At 48.5% G+C, this 15,788-nt stretch carries 12 protein-coding genes and 2 pseudogenes; 2 read left to right on the plus strand and 12 right to left on the minus strand.

The genetic code is table 11. From position 1 onward, the window contains the following. Positions 1–127: 127 nt before the first annotated feature. The 10 genes and pseudogenes from NG346_RS13360 to NG346_RS13405 form a co-directional block, all read right to left on the minus strand. Positions 128–1,270: pseudogene (locus NG346_RS13360) on the minus strand (YWFCY domain-containing protein); the annotation flags it as partial. A 97-nt stretch (positions 1,271–1,367) separates the two neighbouring features. Then, a complete protein-coding gene (traN, locus tag NG346_RS13365; protein WP_262288864.1) occupies positions 1,368–2,312 on the minus strand; it encodes a conjugative transposon protein TraN in 945 nt (314 codons plus the stop codon). Further along, positions 2,309–3,529, minus strand: a complete 1,221-nt coding sequence (gene traM / locus NG346_RS13370; RefSeq protein WP_262288865.1) for a conjugative transposon protein TraM — start codon at positions 3,527–3,529, stop codon at positions 2,309–2,311. Before traM ends, traN begins: the two co-directional genes overlap by 4 nt. Positions 3,530–3,554: 25 nt before the next feature. Further along, positions 3,555–4,013: a hypothetical protein gene (locus tag NG346_RS13375; RefSeq protein ID WP_223929575.1), complete on the minus strand. Its 459-nt coding sequence runs from the start codon at positions 4,011–4,013 to the stop codon at positions 3,555–3,557. 94 nt (positions 4,014–4,107) lie between these two features. Continuing rightward, positions 4,108–4,704 carry a conjugative transposon protein TraK gene (gene traK, locus NG346_RS13380; RefSeq protein WP_154533281.1) on the minus strand — a complete coding sequence of 199 codons (597 nt, stop codon included), beginning with the start codon at positions 4,702–4,704 and terminating at the stop codon, positions 4,108–4,110. A 115-nt stretch (positions 4,705–4,819) separates the two neighbouring features. Next, a complete protein-coding gene (locus NG346_RS13385) occupies positions 4,820–6,127 on the minus strand; it encodes a hypothetical protein (protein ID WP_449727799.1) in 1,308 nt (435 codons plus the stop codon). Between the two features lie 46 nt (positions 6,128–6,173). Next, entirely contained in the window at positions 6,174–6,872 is a 699-nt protein-coding gene (locus NG346_RS13390) for a DUF5045 domain-containing protein (protein WP_262280828.1), read from the minus strand. 79 nt (positions 6,873–6,951) lie between these two features. Further along, positions 6,952–7,635 (minus strand): hypothetical protein, encoded by a 684-nt coding sequence (locus tag NG346_RS13395; protein ID WP_262280827.1) that lies wholly within the window; start codon positions 7,633–7,635, stop codon positions 6,952–6,954. A gap of 7 nt (positions 7,636–7,642) precedes the next feature. Beyond that, positions 7,643–8,443, minus strand: coding sequence for a hypothetical protein (locus NG346_RS13400; RefSeq protein WP_262280826.1), 801 nt, complete (start codon positions 8,441–8,443; stop codon positions 7,643–7,645). Next, positions 8,425–10,080, minus strand: a pseudogene (locus NG346_RS13405) (TraG family conjugative transposon ATPase); the annotation flags it as partial. The pseudogene NG346_RS13405 and the gene NG346_RS13400, both read right to left, overlap by 19 nt. 332 nt (positions 10,081–10,412) lie before the next feature. Between NG346_RS13405 and NG346_RS13410 the strand changes: the two are divergent. Next, positions 10,413–10,730, plus strand: a complete 318-nt coding sequence (locus NG346_RS13410) for a DUF3791 domain-containing protein (RefSeq protein ID WP_262288867.1) — start codon at positions 10,413–10,415, stop codon at positions 10,728–10,730. Next, positions 10,727–11,230: a DUF3990 domain-containing protein gene (locus NG346_RS13415; RefSeq protein WP_262288868.1), complete on the plus strand. Its 504-nt coding sequence runs from the start codon at positions 10,727–10,729 to the stop codon at positions 11,228–11,230. Before NG346_RS13410 ends, NG346_RS13415 begins: the two co-directional genes overlap by 4 nt. Positions 11,231–11,890: 660 nt before the next feature. Here the strand turns inward: NG346_RS13415 and NG346_RS13420 are convergent. Together NG346_RS13420 and NG346_RS13425 are read right to left on the minus strand one after the other, a co-directional pair. Continuing rightward, positions 11,891–13,723, minus strand: a complete 1,833-nt coding sequence (locus tag NG346_RS13420; protein WP_262288870.1) for an RHS repeat-associated core domain-containing protein — start codon at positions 13,721–13,723, stop codon at positions 11,891–11,893. Between the two features lie 706 nt (positions 13,724–14,429). Then, positions 14,430–15,788 (minus strand): RHS repeat domain-containing protein (locus tag NG346_RS13425; protein ID WP_262288869.1); only part of this gene is annotated, 1,359 nt, incomplete at its 5' end.

Below are 15,788 nucleotides of genomic sequence, written 5' to 3' on the forward strand. Positions count from 1 at the left end.
CTAAGAGACAATATGGATGAAGATGAGATCATACAACTTCTGCCATACCAATACAAAAAATCCCGGGAATAACCTCGGGATTTTTTGTTTGATTACAGGACGGCCTAAATTGAATGGTTACGTTGCAGTCGATAAAGTCAAGGACAACGTTGCCCCGCTCATCCAAAGCCTTATAGTCTCTCCAACTGCGTATGACAAGGCGAAGCTTCCGGTTATTCCACAGTACATAGCGTGTGAGTTTCTTGCCGTTCTTATAGCCGGTGGGGTGGAAGTTGACAAAGAAGTAGATGATAGCGGCAAGGAAGTTCTCGGCGGAGTTCTGGAAGAAGGCCTCGCTTCCGCCTTTCTTCTCACCACCACCCTTGTTCAGAGAGGCAAGCAGTGTGGCCGCCGTCTCGGAGGCTGCCGCCAAATCGGGAATGTACTTCCGTTGGATGGGGTTCACACGATTACTATATTCCACGTCGGTGAAGTTGACGATGCGGAAGCCACAGTTCGGGGGCAGCTTGCCCTGTTTGCGGTTCTTGCAGTACTGGTAGAAGAGGTTCCTTGCCAAAGCCGGGAACTTGTAGTCATAGACCATCATGGCAAAACCTTTGGCTGAGTGTTGGCGGATGAACGGGTCGATGATGCCGAAGGACTTACCGGATCCGGGCGTTCCCAAGACGATGGTGGCACGGAAGGGATTGATGATGTTGATCCATCCGTGGTTCAGACGCTTCTTATAGTAGTAGACCATAGGGATATTGACACTGTACTCGTTCTCTTCCTTGTTCCGGCTCTGCTCGAAGCTCTCGTTTTCGAAATTCCATTTGTCATCGCCAATCTTCATGCCCAAATATTTGGCGATGGCATCTAAGCCCTGGTGGATGAGCATCGTGCCGGTGACGGAGCAGAGGACATAGAGGCAACGGTTGAGGGAATAACCGGCGAATGAGCCGTTGAGTGGCATATCATAGAAGATGAAGCACATGACGAGCATAGATGCTCCGGCAAGGACGGGATAGAGCACCATTGTCTTGAGGTTCCATTTCAAACTCTTGCGCGCTCTCGTTCCGATACAGGTAACGGTAATACAGATGAGTTCCATCACCTTGCAGACAGCCACGGAGTCGAAGACCTTGAAGCGGTGGAAGAGCTCAAGGACGAAGGCGACCATGCGGTTGTCGGAGGTGATGGGCAGGTTCATCACAATCTCTATGATCAGTATCAGATAGATGCATGAGCGGAACATGCTGTACATCTGTTGTTGTTCACGGGTTTCTTCCATATCAAGGGAATTATCAAGAATTTGAGGATTATAGAATAGCGCTCACGGTAGGGGTTAGGACGGGGATAAACCCCGTCCCTACGAACGCAACCGGATATCAGTGGAGATTGATTAAAAGATCCGGCGAGAAGGAGTCGGCATTAAGGATGTCACGGTAGTTGATGTCGAGGTAGCTGACACGGCCGCTGATCTGATCCTCGGTGATTTCAAGACGAAGTTTCTTCTCTTCGGGGAAGGTGAGTTTCTTCAGCACAATGACATTGCGGTAAGACTTCGTGAAATGGTCGGCATGGTTGACCATATAGACGGGCGTGAGCTCTATGGTCTGTGAGTTCGTCGCTTTCAGCTCTTTCTTGTCCATCAGTTTCAGGCGGATCTCGGCAATGTCGTACTTGATGTTGCTCCTGTTCTCCAATGAGAAGTCGATGAAGAAGTAGTCGCCGACGGTGTAGATGTTGTTCACCTGCGCACGGATGCCATACTGTTTGCCGTGCACACGGAAGCACTTGCGACGACTCATGAAGATGGACCAGCACAGACGCGACATATCACCCCGTGTCATGCTCACATCAGGGTTGGTGTAGTCGCGGATGTCCTCTTGTCCGACGGTATAGACGGAGTGGGCACGCTTCGGGGCTTTCGTGTAGTAGACGGTGAACTGGGCGATATGGCGCTCGCCGATGACCGTTACCGTTCCTGCGAGTTCGTTGTCCATCAGCGTGGCCTTGGGCTTCAAGCGGACAATGTTGTCGGCACACTGGTTGCCGACGAGCTTGTCAGTGGAGATGTCCACGAGCTTGATGTTCTCCGGCATGATGAGATGAGTGGTAACCTGGTCATTGACATAGATAACTGTCTTCTGTAGGTTGCGCTCGAAGATACGGGCATCATCCTCCGTGAGACGGTGGATGTAGCGGATGCGGAGAGTGTCATTTTTCTCTTTCTTCTCACTATTTGTGAGGCCTTCAACTGTAATGGTGTTTTCTGCATGGGTTGGCAGGATGGCGACAACCATCAGTGCCATGATGATAATCTTTTTCATTCGTTCTGTGTGTTTATAAGGTAGACAATGGTGTTGTACTTGATTTTGGCTTTGTTCTTGCGGATGTTTTTCGACACGGCGGAACTGGCAGACTGATACATATTTTGCAAGGCCTGCAGGGCGATGATCTCCGGGGACAGACTGCCGGTGCCGTTCACGTCGAACTGGACACTCTGGGCAGCGACATTGGAGCCTGCGTCCTTCACCATCTCACGGAACGTGGATTCGGGAACGTAGAAACCTTCCATGCCGTCGTTGTCGAAGACACTGAGGTTGACCTTTATGAACTTGTTGCCGACAAGGATGCTGGTGATGCTCGCCTTGACACGCTGCTGTCCGAAGCCGGTGACGATGCCGTAGAGGTAGGAGCCCTTCTTCAGTCGGATGCCCTTCACGGTCACGTCGTCGAGGAGCTTGAAGCGGAGACGGGTGCCCTCACGTGCCTTGGTCGTGCGGTCTATCATCGCCTTGATGAGCGGCTCGTCGACATTCTCGGTACTGGCAACGGTGTTGAACTTCTCGGAGTTGTCCTCCTTGACCTTTTCTACGATTTCTGCCTTCTCTTCTTTCTTGCCTTTCTTCTTGGTGTTGCCGGTGAGCGCGTCGATCATCTCCTGCCGCTGGCGTTTCTCCTCGGCTTCCTCTTCCTTGTCTCGGCGGTCCTGTTCGGCCTGGTACTGCCGCTGGCGTTCCATACTGCGGTTCTGGATGCGGTCGAGCTCACGGGCATAGGCGTTAAGGTCCTCCTGCTGGCTCCTGCCGCTGCTGCCATAGCCATCATTTCCATAGCCTCTGCCATAGCCGTTGATACGGTTCATGTTGGCACGCTGACGCTCACGGAGGTCCTCCTCGGCTTTCAGCTGACGGAGGCGTTCGGCATTGACGGCATCGATGCGCTGCCGCTCCTCGTCGTTGTAGCCACTGCCGGTGGTGTCCTTCTGCTCGTACTCGTCGCCGATGCCGTCAACGGCGGTAAAGGCTCCGTCCTCGGCGAAGTGCTTGTTCATCGCCGTCATCTTGTTGTCCATGCCCTCACCACGGGCATCGGGGATGCTCATGTTGATGGAATCGGTGACGACGTTCCCGGCAGTCTTGCCGTTGCCCTTGAAGGTCTCCATGCCAAAGTAGATGAGCCCCAACAGGGGCAGGAAGATGACCAGAGGGAAAATGTACTTGGGTTGTCTGAGGTTCAGACGCTTGAGTTTCTGTAAGTTCATATCATACTTTTTTATTGTGATTGGTTTATTGCTTATTGTCGAGGTACTTTACCACGAGTTCCAACTGGCGGTACTTCACCATGATGTCCACAGAGTCCTTATGGCTCTTGACGGGCAGACGGACGAGGGAGTCGAGGTCGTGCTTGAGCTGCTGGCCTTTGTTGGTGAGCTCTACGGTCTGGTCCACCTGCATGGACTTCAGACGCTGGATGCGGCGGATGCCATCGAAGGCGGGTTTCACGTCGGACAGACCGCTCATCATGTCGGACTCGTTGTAGGTGGAGGTAAGGGTGAGCCACGTGCCGACAATCAGTGAGAGCATGAGCATACTGATGGTGATGACGGACACTCTTTTCTTATGCTTGTCCGCCCATTGGTTGGCTTTGGCTATCTTGTCCTTGAGCTTGAACTTGTCGGTCAGTGACTTGATGCCTTCCGCTATCTTGGCGTCTTTCTTTGCTTTGGTGCGTTTAAAAATCTTCATGGTACATAAAATTATTTTTTATTTAATTGTACCTTTTTACTCCATTTTAGGGAGGTCGGGGTACGTCTTTAGAATATGGCTTAGGGAAAGGCTCCTAATAATCCAAATCTTTGTTCTCAAGTGTTCTCCAGTTGGTGATGAGCAGTCCGTGGGGATTGTTCTGTGTCCTTGGCACGTTCTCTATCTCACCCACGGTGATGATGGAGCGTTTGAGGTCACGGCTGCGACGCTTGATGAGCTGTGTGCCGAAGTACTTGAACTTCTTGTCGTGCTCGTTGAACTGGATGGAGTCGCATTTGATGGTGCAGACGGCACTGCTTGATATGATGTCGGAGTAGAACCCGTTCTCTTCCATGGCCTGTTTCTGCTTCATCGCCGTACCGTCAGCCATGTAGAGTGCCTTGCCGAGGGTCCACTTGATGTAGTCGTCATCGGGCGGAAGGTTGAAGAAGTACTGGTGGAAGAGCTGGATATGTGCCTTGGCTTCCATCACGAAGTTGGCTTCTTGCAGACTGCGCTCGGCAAGGAAGGGAATGTCACCGTCGAGGATATAGATCTGACTGCGCTCCTCACTGACAAGCTTGGAACTCTGATAGACAGTGAAGATGCAGATGACCGTGCATGCCGCCAACGTGAGGACGACGGTCATCAGAGCCAGTTTTGTTTTCTGTTCTAAGGATTGGATCAGCATAATAGTTAGGAGTTATTGAGTTTTTAAGTTAGCAGTTTATGAGTTTTTGAATTAGGGTTAGGAGTCGGAGCTATCTCGCATGGCTTGACAACTCCTAACTCCTATCTCCTAACTTTTAACTCCCCTCGGCTCCTCCGGGTCTGTAGTTGGAGTCGGACTTGCCCACATTGTTTATACTGCGGGCGGAATCGGCACCACGACTGTAGGATGTTCCCAATCTAGTCTGAGCCATGATAGTACGGGCGGTTTGGTTGAAGCCACTGCCACCGTCGCTGTGGGACTGCTGGGCGGCTCCGATGATGGAGGCGGTGCCGGTGGCTGCGGCGGCTCCTGCGGCGACAGTGGTTGTTGCAGCACCCATTGCGTAGCTGGCGCCACCAAAGACAAGGGTCTGGGCCATACTGCCGGATGCGGTTCCCGCGCTGGAACTGATGCCGCCGGGAATGAGCCACGAGGCGACTTCGGGCACGAAGCGGAGGACGTAGGCTCCCACGAGCATGCCCATGGCGTACATACAGTTGGAGCCGATGCCCTGCAAGCCAAGCGCACCGATCTGCTGCCATGAGTTCACAGTACCGCGAAGCAGGGTGTCGTAGGCCTTGATGTCTTCCATAAGGTTATACATCAGGATGAAATCAATGTAGTAGAGGCAGAAGTACACGACAAAGCCCCATAAGGAAAGCGACAGGTACTTGCCCATCCACTGGGCCCAGGCGTTGCTCCATGGCGGTACGATGCTCAAGGCGAACATGATCGGGGCAAAGGTGGCGAGGATGGTCATGAAGATGCGCTGGGCGACGAGCATGCCGTAGTAGGACATCTGGAAGATGAGCTCGCCGACGAAGCGTATCACGTCGTTGATCCACTCGCTGACCTTGGTCTCGGCGGCAACGGCGGCACGCTGGGCGTAGTTGTTGATGGTGGAGCCGAGGTTCTCCATGTTATAAATGAGCTTATCCCACCAGTGGGCATCCTCACCGATCTCCTGCACCTGCTTGGCGGTCTCGATACTGTCCTGGACCTGACGGAGACGTTTGAGGTAGTCGTCCTGCTTCTGGGCAACTTTCAGCTCCAGGGCCGCCACTTCCCGGTTCTTGCTCTGTGCCATCTGACGGGTCACGTCCTCCAGGCCCTTGCCGGGTATCTTGAGCGACATGCAGATATAGCTGCTGTAGGTGATACACAGGGAGAGGCCGATGATACGGGCGAGTTTCATCACGTCCATGCCGCGGCGGCCGAGCATCATCATCCAGCACTCGTAGGAGCCCATGCAGAGGGCAAGCAACAGGCCGAGCATCTTGGCAAAGCTGATGGCACTGCCAAGGACGGCGGACTTGGGAAAGGTCTCCATGGCCGTCAACAGGCGCATCAGACTGTCGTCGATGGCAGGGAGGCCCATCGTCAGCAGCTGATTGATGAACATTGAACTTGATAATAGTATGTCTGTCATGGTTCTGTGGTTTTCAAGGTTAATAATATTGCTGTGCCATTCCTACAAGATGGGCCACCCGTGAGACGAGTTCTTCCATCTGCTTCTTGTACTCCACGTAGGCTTCCTGACGCTTGGAGTTTTCAAGTTCGTTGCCAATGCCCTGTTTGTGGGTGTAGGCGATGGACTGGCAGATCATGTCGTTCTGGCGCTGGAACTCGTTAACCTGAGGGTACAGCTTTCCTTTGCTTTTGGTAAGGCAGTAAGAGAGTCCCTCGGTGATGGCTCCCTGCATACGGTTGAAGTCATCCTTGAAGGAGGAGTAGACAAGGTCGACGTTGCGGTCGGCGGCACGGACGACTTCCTCGTCGTGCATCTCCTTGACCTTGACATGCTCTTCCTCGGCTTTCTTGACTTTTTCCTTCTGCAGCTCCTCCTGGGCGATGCGGCGCGGCATAATGGTCTTGACGTTGGACTTGTGTTCCTTGAAGCGGACACGGTAGCCGGACTTGAAGCCGGACCACTTCCAGTAGGTCTCGGCACCGGAGTAGTTCTTGTGGAGGAAGTAGTAGTACCAGCCGGGCTCGAAGTCCCAAGGACCGGTCTCCATGCTCCGCCACTGTTTCTCCTTCTGTGAATCGTGCACTTTCTTTTGCGCATAAGCGCTCCCGCTTCCCACAAAGAGGAAAGCGAGAGCTAAACAGACAATTATGATTATGGAAGAAAGAATGTGTTTCATGGTATTGTCGCTTTGATGGTTGATTCTTTGACTGTGAGATTTAGATTTGACTTTTATATGTGATACCAAATAGTAGAGGCTACGCCCCGTACCACTTGTCAATGACTTGTTTTGCGATCTCATCCTTGACATCACTGTTGAGGATGTCCCAGATGTAGTCGTAATGGAAGCCGCCCATGGCAACGATACTGCACCAGAGATTGGCGGAGTCGATGATGCCGAGCATGTTGGAGATATAGCTGTGGAGGGTGTTGACAAGCTCCAGTTTCTCGTCCATGCTGGCACGCATGAGGTTCAGTCCGCTGGCGGTAAGGGTGGCGTAGAGAGCCTTGATGTTCTTTATCTCTCGCGCACAGGCGTAGTTGGCCTCGGTATAATACCACATCACTGCCGGCTTCTTGAAGGCGTACTTGGCGGTGTTCTTCGTGAACGTGGCATACTGGGCGATAAGACGGTAGAGGTCTGTGCCCGTAGAGGCGAGTGCCGCGCCGAGGATGACGTAGCTGTAGGCGTTGTTGAGCTTGGAGTTCAGCGTCATGCGCACGTCGTTGAACTTCGTTGCGCCCTTGGTGACGAGACTCTGCTCGCCATAGCTTACTGCTACCTTCTCCAGTGCCTTCTCCTCTTCCTTCTTGATGAGCTTGTGCAGCGAGATCAGGGCCTCGATGGTGGGCTGGTCGTTGGGGTAGTCGAAGGCATGGGCTTTCGACGGGTAGAGGATGGCAACGGCCAGGATGCAGATGATAAGGGTATGGTACTTCATAATAGTTCTATGTTCCAAGGTTATTCCAGTCTCTGATAATCCCGTCCACCATGCTGCTCGCCTGATAGACGGCGGCCCAGCTCTCGGGGTCGATGGCAAAGAATACCTCGCCCCAGCTGCCGAACTGACACATCATCACCATTACGTCCATCCGGTACTTCATCTCCAACAGATGGGAGTAGATCTTGTTGGCCATAGTCAGACGGGTGTAGCGATCCATGAAGTTGTAACCGTCGCCTTGTCCCATGTTGTAGCGTCCGCCGCCGCTGGGTATTTTCTGACGGATGATGGGATTGTCGGGCAGCCGTATCTTGCCGTTGTTCACCACGTCGATGAAGTCATGGATAAGGCCTTCGGTCTCGATGACGACATCGGAGAGCTCGTTCAGGCAGAGGATATGGTTCTTCACGGGATGCGTGAGGATGTACTTCGTCACCGTGGGCACGGAGGTGAGGATGTCGGCACTGAGCTGGAAGATCTCCTTGTAGTAGGCGGTCTCCTCACCGAAACCGCGGACGTTGGTCATCGTCAGGTGGTAGAGTTCCTTGATGCCTTCCATGGTGGCGGTGTACTGCAAGATCTTTTTCTGCTTGTCGGAGATGGTGTCCAGACGCTCGTTGTGTTTGTCCTCGATGGCTTTCTGTGCGGCGGCGTTGGCTGAGACCTGTGCGATGGTCTTGGTATCTATGACAAGGCGCCATCCGGCAAAGGATTGCGTGGTGACAAAGAAAAGCAGTGCCGCTGTAACTATACAACGGCCTCTGTTGCTGTCTTTTGGCTTTGTCTGTATCAGTCTGATTTGTCCCATAGTGGCATGATTTTCTGTTGTTTGTTCACTTTGACCGCAAAGTCGAGGTACTTCTTGATGCCCAACTTCTTGCGGTCTTCCTCAATTTTCGTGATAGCGGTCTGGATGTCTCCGTAGTGCCGCTCATAGACTTTCAAGGCTTCCTTCTCGACGCGCTCAGTGGTGTAGGCCCAGTAGCATTCTGGCGGTTCCTCCACGCCATAGACATCGGAGTACTGGCCGCGACATATCCACACCTCCTTGAAGTAGTTCCGTCCTTCGTGGTTGTTCAAGGCATTGACGGTGAAGATCTGCTGTTTCTGCACCTGTGTCAGTCCGAGAATGGCACTGATGGCATCATATCTGTCCTTGAACTTAGATTGGTCGAGGAGGATTTTCACGTCAGAGTTGTTGATGATGGCTTCCTTGACGATGGGGCTGTCGATGACATCGTTTAGCTCCTGCGTTACTACTCCTGCTATGCCGTGGAACTTTCTCACCGTCTTATAAAGATACTTGATGTATTCTGCCATGGTTGGCGAGCTGATTGCCTTCCACGCTTCCTCGATGATGAGTGCCTTGCGGCCTTTCTTGATGCGCATTTTCTGTAGGAACACGTCCATGATGATGAGCACGACGATGGGGAACAGCACGGGGTCGTCCTTGATCTTGTCAATCTCGAAGACGATGAACTTCTCGTCAAAGAGGCTGGCATCCACGTCGTTGTTTAGTGTGTGCTCGAGCTCTCCGCCTTTATAGAACTGCTCCAGGATGGCAGCGAAGTTATCGATGTCGAAGGTGATGCTCTTCTCCCGCATAATCTGCGGGATGCGCTCGATGGCGAACTCATAGTAGCTGTTGAAGCTGAGGTTGTCCACGTGCATCTTCTGCCGCTGCTTCTCCATGCGGTCGATGCGCTGCTCGATGGTGACGAGGTAGTTGCCCTCGATGAGTTGCGGCATGAGGCGCATGAGCTGGCGGTTGGCGGCAACCTTCTCGCCGTCGGTTGCGGCCTTGTCGTTGATGAGGTCGTGGAGCTTGTTCACCTTCCGCTGGATTCGTGCGTAGGCTTCCTTTTCCTCAGCAGTATGTAGATGACCGTCATCGGCCATACGACTGCCATCAGCAGTATGGATAGGACCGTATTCAGTATCCTGTCCGCCAAAGGCAGATGGATCTTCGAATGTTTCGGAGGTGGGCATGTCTGTTTCATAGTCATACTCTGTATGTTTGTATTTTTCTTCGAGTTCCTTGCTGTGCTTCTCGTAGGTGCCGTTCTTCTTGTCCTCAAGAAGCAGACGCTTGCGGAGTTGGTCGCGCTCTGCGTCGGAGAACTCCTTGAACGGGGTGAAGTACGACACGTAGTACTCGACGATGGTCTGGTTGATGATCATGTCCTCTATCTTCGTGGGTGCCTCGCTGCCCTTAAAGATGAGGAATATGAGCGACTTGAGGAAGTTCTTCTTCTCTCCGAAGTTCTGGGCGTACTCGGTGTCCGTAATCTTGAACGGGTTCATCGAGATGGGCTTCTCCTTAGAGTAAGAGATGTAAGTACCTTTGAAATATCGACATATACCCTCGTAGCTGTCGCCGGTATCTACCATCACAACGTCGGTATTCTGCTCCAACAGCTGGCGGACGACGCTGTTCATGTGGAAATATAATGTTGCTTGATTTTCAAATAGTTACGGGGTAAATGGTACAAAAATGTGCAAGGAATAAGGATATTGTTTAAGGGTAATCAGAGACTATTTCTCTATGTGCAGTTTTGAAATATTAAGGAATTATACTTTTTATTTAACCTTTTAAAACACGATTTTCTTTTGCCAAACTTTCCTAATATGGAAAGTTTTGTTTATTTTTGCACCAAACATCAAATGATGAGTGATATGGAAAACAAGAGCTTAGGAATGATTATACGCGAGGAACGAAAGAAGAAAGGCCTTACGCAAGCCCAGCTTGGAAAGCTGATAGGTTTAAGGAGTCTCGTGTGTCAAAGATTGAGCATGGAGCACCGATAACGCCAGAGGTGGCATCTTTCATTCTTGGCAAGATTGGGTCGGCATTGCAGATTAACGTTGTTGACAAAGCTGGCTTTAACCAAGAGGAAAGCGAATTTATTGTTTCTGTTATCAACAACTTTGCCGATGAGAAGAAGATTCCTCTCACTAAGGCTTACAACTATATCGTGACTTTCAAGGGGATGGACTTCATGCGCCAATACCAAGACATTGAGAAGACCCTCAGCAATCATGAGATTGTCAATGATGTCTCACGTGTATGTGCAAATAACGGTGGTCGTCTATGATTCTCTATCACGGCAGTAACCAACTGATTACCAGAATAGACTTGTCAAAGAGCAAAGACTTCAAGGACTTTGGTCGTAGTTTCTATCTGACTAAGGATTATACTCGTACAGTCGCCATGGCGCAAAGAACAACAGCCATTATGGGCGATGGCAGTCCAGAGGTGTCACCTTTCATCTTTAACCCATCAAGATGCCCCGCCGATGTTAGAATAAAGAAATTCGATGGCAAGTCCGCGGAATGGGCACTCTTTGTGCTAAGGAACAGAGAAAAGAGTACTCTTCATGCCTACAAGCATGACTATGACATTGTCATCGGTCCTGTTGCGGACTCACGTGTGGATGCCATATTACAGGAATATCGTAGGAGCTATGGCAACGCATACGCCAATAGCACTAACCTCAACAAGTTGGCAAAACAGTTGAAATATCCTGGCCCGGAGTACATACAATACTGCTTTTGTACAGAAAAAGGAATTAAACAATTAATTTTAGACTTATGATTACAGACAAACTTGAAATAGAGAGATTGCTGACAAGACTAACAACTTACATTGCCAATAAGCTGAATCTGTCGACTATGGCTGCTGTCGGAGCGGTATGCATGTCAAAGGTAGCCAATGAGTTGGCAGGTGGAAAGATACCAGAAGGAACTAGCTTCGAAGATTTGTCAGAACGACTATTCAAAGAGGTTACGATGGCACTATGAGAAAACATTAGTAAAAGTTCTTTTATAACTAAAGAAGTTCTCGACTTGGCCTGGAGAAACGGAAGGCCAATATGAAGACCCCTTGAGTTATATTATTGTTCACTTTTGTATAGAAATTTTAATATTAACTCTTCGATTATGAACAAAAATAATCCGAATGCTATGTAAAATGGAGCCTCATACGGCATGTAATCCATACAATCAACCCAAGTACATATATACCAAACCATGTAGATAGCACCTATAATGGAAGATATCCATTTTCGCATCATTGAAATTCCATACATAAGGAAAGTAACAATGAATCCTATTAAATATAATGTATTACTGTAGAAGTAAAGAATACCTTCTCCAACATCAAAACTATTTTTGTATCTATACTGAACAAAGGATGTCGCGGTAATATAAGCTAAAGACGACAAAATAATGGATAATATTTTTTTTACTTCAATCTTCATTTTGATTTTAAAGTATAAACTGACATATTGCTTGCTGGATAATCATTTTTTTTCATCACCCAATTTGGAAAATCAAAACCTAAGAAATATGTATGTTCAACGCTCTTATAATATCTTTGCTTAGCCCAGTTAACAGCTCTTCTAATCATAGCATTATCATACGTATTACTGTAGTCATAAGAAGGAAATATTATATTCAACAGACTGCCATTAGCGAATTGAGCACCATCCGCAATAGTACTTATAGCTGCAAATTCAGAATCAAAACTGTTTTTATAATAATTCCTATAATCATTAAGTGCAAATGGAATCTGTCCAATAGCGTCAGTCCAATAAGGTATACCTTCAACTTCTACAAGAAGATACCCATCGCCAGGCTTTCCTTTGGCTTTCCAATCCCCAGAGCCGTGAGACCTATAAGATAGCATATTTCTATCTGTTTCTGCAAAATTTATTATATCTTGCCAAGAAAAATGTTTAAAACTTTCTGAATTTCTTATATCTGCATTCACTGATAGTAATTGCATATAATTATCTGCAGTAGATTCAAACCATTGAACACCTTGGGAATACAATTTTTTAGCTGTAATTTTAGTACGGTTGTATTGATGATTATCTAATGTAAATAAATAAGCACCTTTTGAGTTCAACACATCTAATGTATCTCCATTTATATCTATAGATCCCAAAGGATTTCCAAGACAATACGAATAAGGTGATGAATTGGGATATTTTTCTGCAAATCTATCCGTACTCATCCACAAACTCAATCGCGGATCAAAGTATCTTGCACCATAATAGTATAATCCAGTCTCCTCATCAAATTCCTTACCATTGAACTTATACGGCATTTCCTCGGATGATGTGTGCTCGTCCACTAACAGCTCACCATAGGGAAGGTAAGCATCATACTGAGTGATGTTGCCCTTATCGTCCGTGATGTAAGAGGTTGAACCCAAATGGTCACTATGGAAGAAGAAAGTCTCCTCCGTAGTCGTGTCGCTCGGGATATAGCCATAACCTGCTTGTGGGTCGTCAGGGGTGCTCGGCTCATTCCAGTTGATGGGTGTCCCCGGCGTACTGCCCTCTGCCGTATTATGTTTCGGAGTCTGCATCCATCCTTCGGGCACACTATGGTCACCAAGGTTGGTGATGATAGTGTTGTAGCCTACGCCCGTATTCTCCGGGTCACCGTAGGCACCTTTTTCTGTCGGTACGCCCGGGGCGATACCAAGCTCTTTATAGTAGGCTTCCTTTTGACTTTCAATTTGGTTCATGCGTTCGGCATAGTCCTGCTGACCGGCGGTTACGTAGCTGCCATTCACGCCATAGACGTTGTTGAACGTACCGGTACCAATTCTACTTGCAATACGCTGGCTACCGATAAAGTAATGCTTGGTAAAACGGTTTTTGTTGACCGTGAGGATGCTTGCTGGATAGAGCGTAAAGTTATCCGTTTCATGGAACGTGATGCCTTGTGGTGCACCGTTGATGTACACACCCTCCATCGTGCCGTAGCTCTTCATGATGCGTTCGCCACCAGCGTTATAGGTATATCTTGAGGTTTTGCCGTTATCGCTTAACACCATCAGGCGGTTGTCCTCATCCCAGTACATTTCTCTTGTAGTATTTGTACTGTCATTTGTTACGAGTATTGGGTTGCCGTTGGCATCATACGTGTAATGGTCGTGACCTATCTGTGTGGGAGCGGTGGGATGGCTATCATCCTCGTACTTGTAAGCAAAGTTATAGGATTTCGCTGTGAGGGAGGAGTCCACCTTCTGCACCTTTGTGAGCGGCTCACTCATCCGCCCGAAGGTCATTGCCATATCATAGGTTGCACTCTTCGCCTTGCCCGTGGCATGAATCAGGCGGTTCAGCTCGTCATACTGGTAGCTGTGCGTACTTGCCCCTCCCAACTTCGCCTTGTTGAGTTTTGTCAGTCCTTGCGGGTTGGCGGCATTGGTGATGCCGAGGATGTTGTCCACAGCATCATAGCGGTACTTGTTCTGCATCAGTGTGCTGCCGCTTCCCGTAAGTGTCATGTCCTGCAACCGCTCGCGCCGCTTGTCGTAAGTATAGGTGGTCTCCTTGCCAACCTTCTTCGTCAACATATCTACGAATGTATCCTAATAAAACACCAAACGCAAATAGAATTTTAGATCATAATTTATAGGCTTTCCTCTTACAGCGGGATGGAAATCTATATTGCGAATGATTTTTTTTACGTCCTCCCAAGCTAACATGTTATTTTTGAAACTTTTTCTATTTAGCAACTTGAGCCTTTTTGCTTGCCCCTTTTTGTTAATTTTCATTTGTATAAAGAAAAGGAAGGATGTACAGTCATATCTAATAATTGGTAATTTTTGTTCTATGTATTCACTCAATTCACGTTCAATGTAATGATCCGTGGCTGATGAATGCAGCACACATACATTCCCGTCTTTTACAAAGTAGGGTAAATACAACGAATCCTTGTGATTCATTGCATATATGTTGTTAAATTTGCAAATAAGCATTATAAAAATTAATGTTCTAATGATCGAAGTTGTAGTCTGTTTCATTTCCTATTCTTTGTAACCAGTTTTCTAATTTTTGATTATCAACTTTTCTATTACTACCATGAGCGGAGTCCCATCCTCTAAACATATATAAAATATGACCATAAAGCTCGTGGGCTACCGCCTTAGCTCCATTCTTGTGTGTCGCATTATTCTTATACATGGAACTATTAATCTGCACCTGGTAGTTCTCATTCGGGGAGAACTGTAATTCGTCTTCATTGAGGCGAGCCCTTTGCATGCTATCCCATTTTGTCCATTTATGACTCTTAGGAGCTAAGCTGATACTGGTTCCTCCTTGAGTAATCCACTCTGCAGGATTTCCTATATTATCTGCCTCAAAATATAGAGTAGGACCAAAAGTTATCATGTGTTTAGGCGTATTGCCGCTTGCATTTACAGCGTGTGGTTTATCAAGCAATGAAAATTCCACAGTCCTATCATCTGCAACAATTTCGAACAATGATTTGTAATTTAGACTTACGTCATCACCCATAGCGTTAAGACCCTCTTCCATTTTCTGTTTATCAATAAAACCATCATTAGCAGTAATATATTCTCTTAAACTATGGGGGAGTGTCTCACGTATAGCAGCTAAGTCTTCTTCATTATTTGTAAGTTTTACTTTTCTTCCATCTGAATCACCTAACTTGATAGGATTATTCAACGTATAAACATATCCACTCGTTGTTGCATACTTTTCCACCAGTGGATCCACCCCATACCATATACTTGCCACAGGATCCATATACCTTGCGCCGTAGTAGTACAGTCCAGTCTCCTCATCAAATTCCTTACCATTGAACTTATACGGCATCTCCTCGGATGAAGAGTGCTCGTCCACTAACAGCTCACCATAGGGAAGGTAAGCATCATACTGAGTGATGTTGCCCTTATCGTCCGTGATGTAAGAAGTGCTGCCCAAATGGTCGCTATGGAAGAAGAAAGTCTCCTCCGCTGTCGTGTCATTGGCTATATAGCCATAGCCAGCCTGTGGGTCATCCGGATTGCTCGGATCATTCCAGCTTATCGGAGTTCCCGGTGTGCTGCCATCTGTGGTGTTATGCTTAGGCGTCTGTACCCAGCCATCGGGCACGCTGTGGTCGCCAAGATTGGTGATAATCGTGTTATAGCCAACGCCAGTATTCTCCGGGTCACCGTAGGCACCTTTTTCTGTCGGTACGCCTGGGGCAATACCAAGCTCTTTATAATAGGCTTCCTTTTGACTTTCAATTTGGTTCATGCGTTCGGCATAGTCCTGCTGACCGGCGGTTACGTAGCTGCCATTCACGCCATAGACGTTGTTGAACGTACCGGTACCAATTCTACTTGC

The organism is Hallella absiana, assembly GCF_025457485.1.
Classification (GTDB): Bacteria; Bacteroidota; Bacteroidia; order Bacteroidales; family Bacteroidaceae; genus Prevotella; species Prevotella absiana.

Excerpts from the sequence above, each read along its gene's own strand:
- NG346_RS13375 (WP_223929575.1), bottom strand. The coding sequence starts at position 4,013 with ATGAAGATTTTTAAACGCACCAAAGCAAAGAAAGACGCCAAGATAGCG.
- NG346_RS13385 (WP_449727799.1), bottom strand. The coding sequence starts at position 6,127 with ATGTTCATCAATCAGCTGCTGACGATGGGCCTCCCTGCCATCGACGAC.
- traN (WP_262288864.1), bottom strand. The coding sequence starts at position 2,312 with ATGAAAAAGATTATCATCATGGCACTGATGGTTGTCGCCATCCTGCCA.
- NG346_RS13415 (WP_262288868.1), top strand. The coding sequence starts at position 10,727 with ATGATTCTCTATCACGGCAGTAACCAACTGATTACCAGAATAGACTTG.
- NG346_RS13395 (WP_262280827.1), bottom strand. The coding sequence starts at position 7,635 with ATGAAGTACCATACCCTTATCATCTGCATCCTGGCCGTTGCCATCCTC.
- NG346_RS13390 (WP_262280828.1), bottom strand. The coding sequence starts at position 6,872 with ATGAAACACATTCTTTCTTCCATAATCATAATTGTCTGTTTAGCTCTC.
- NG346_RS13400 (WP_262280826.1), bottom strand. The coding sequence starts at position 8,443 with ATGGGACAAATCAGACTGATACAGACAAAGCCAAAAGACAGCAACAGA.
- NG346_RS13420 (WP_262288870.1), bottom strand. The coding sequence starts at position 13,723 with ATGGCAATGACCTTCGGGCGGATGAGTGAGCCGCTCACAAAGGTGCAG.
- traK (WP_154533281.1), bottom strand. The coding sequence starts at position 4,704 with ATGCTGATCCAATCCTTAGAACAGAAAACAAAACTGGCTCTGATGACC.
- traM (WP_262288865.1), bottom strand. The coding sequence starts at position 3,529 with ATGAACTTACAGAAACTCAAGCGTCTGAACCTCAGACAACCCAAGTAC.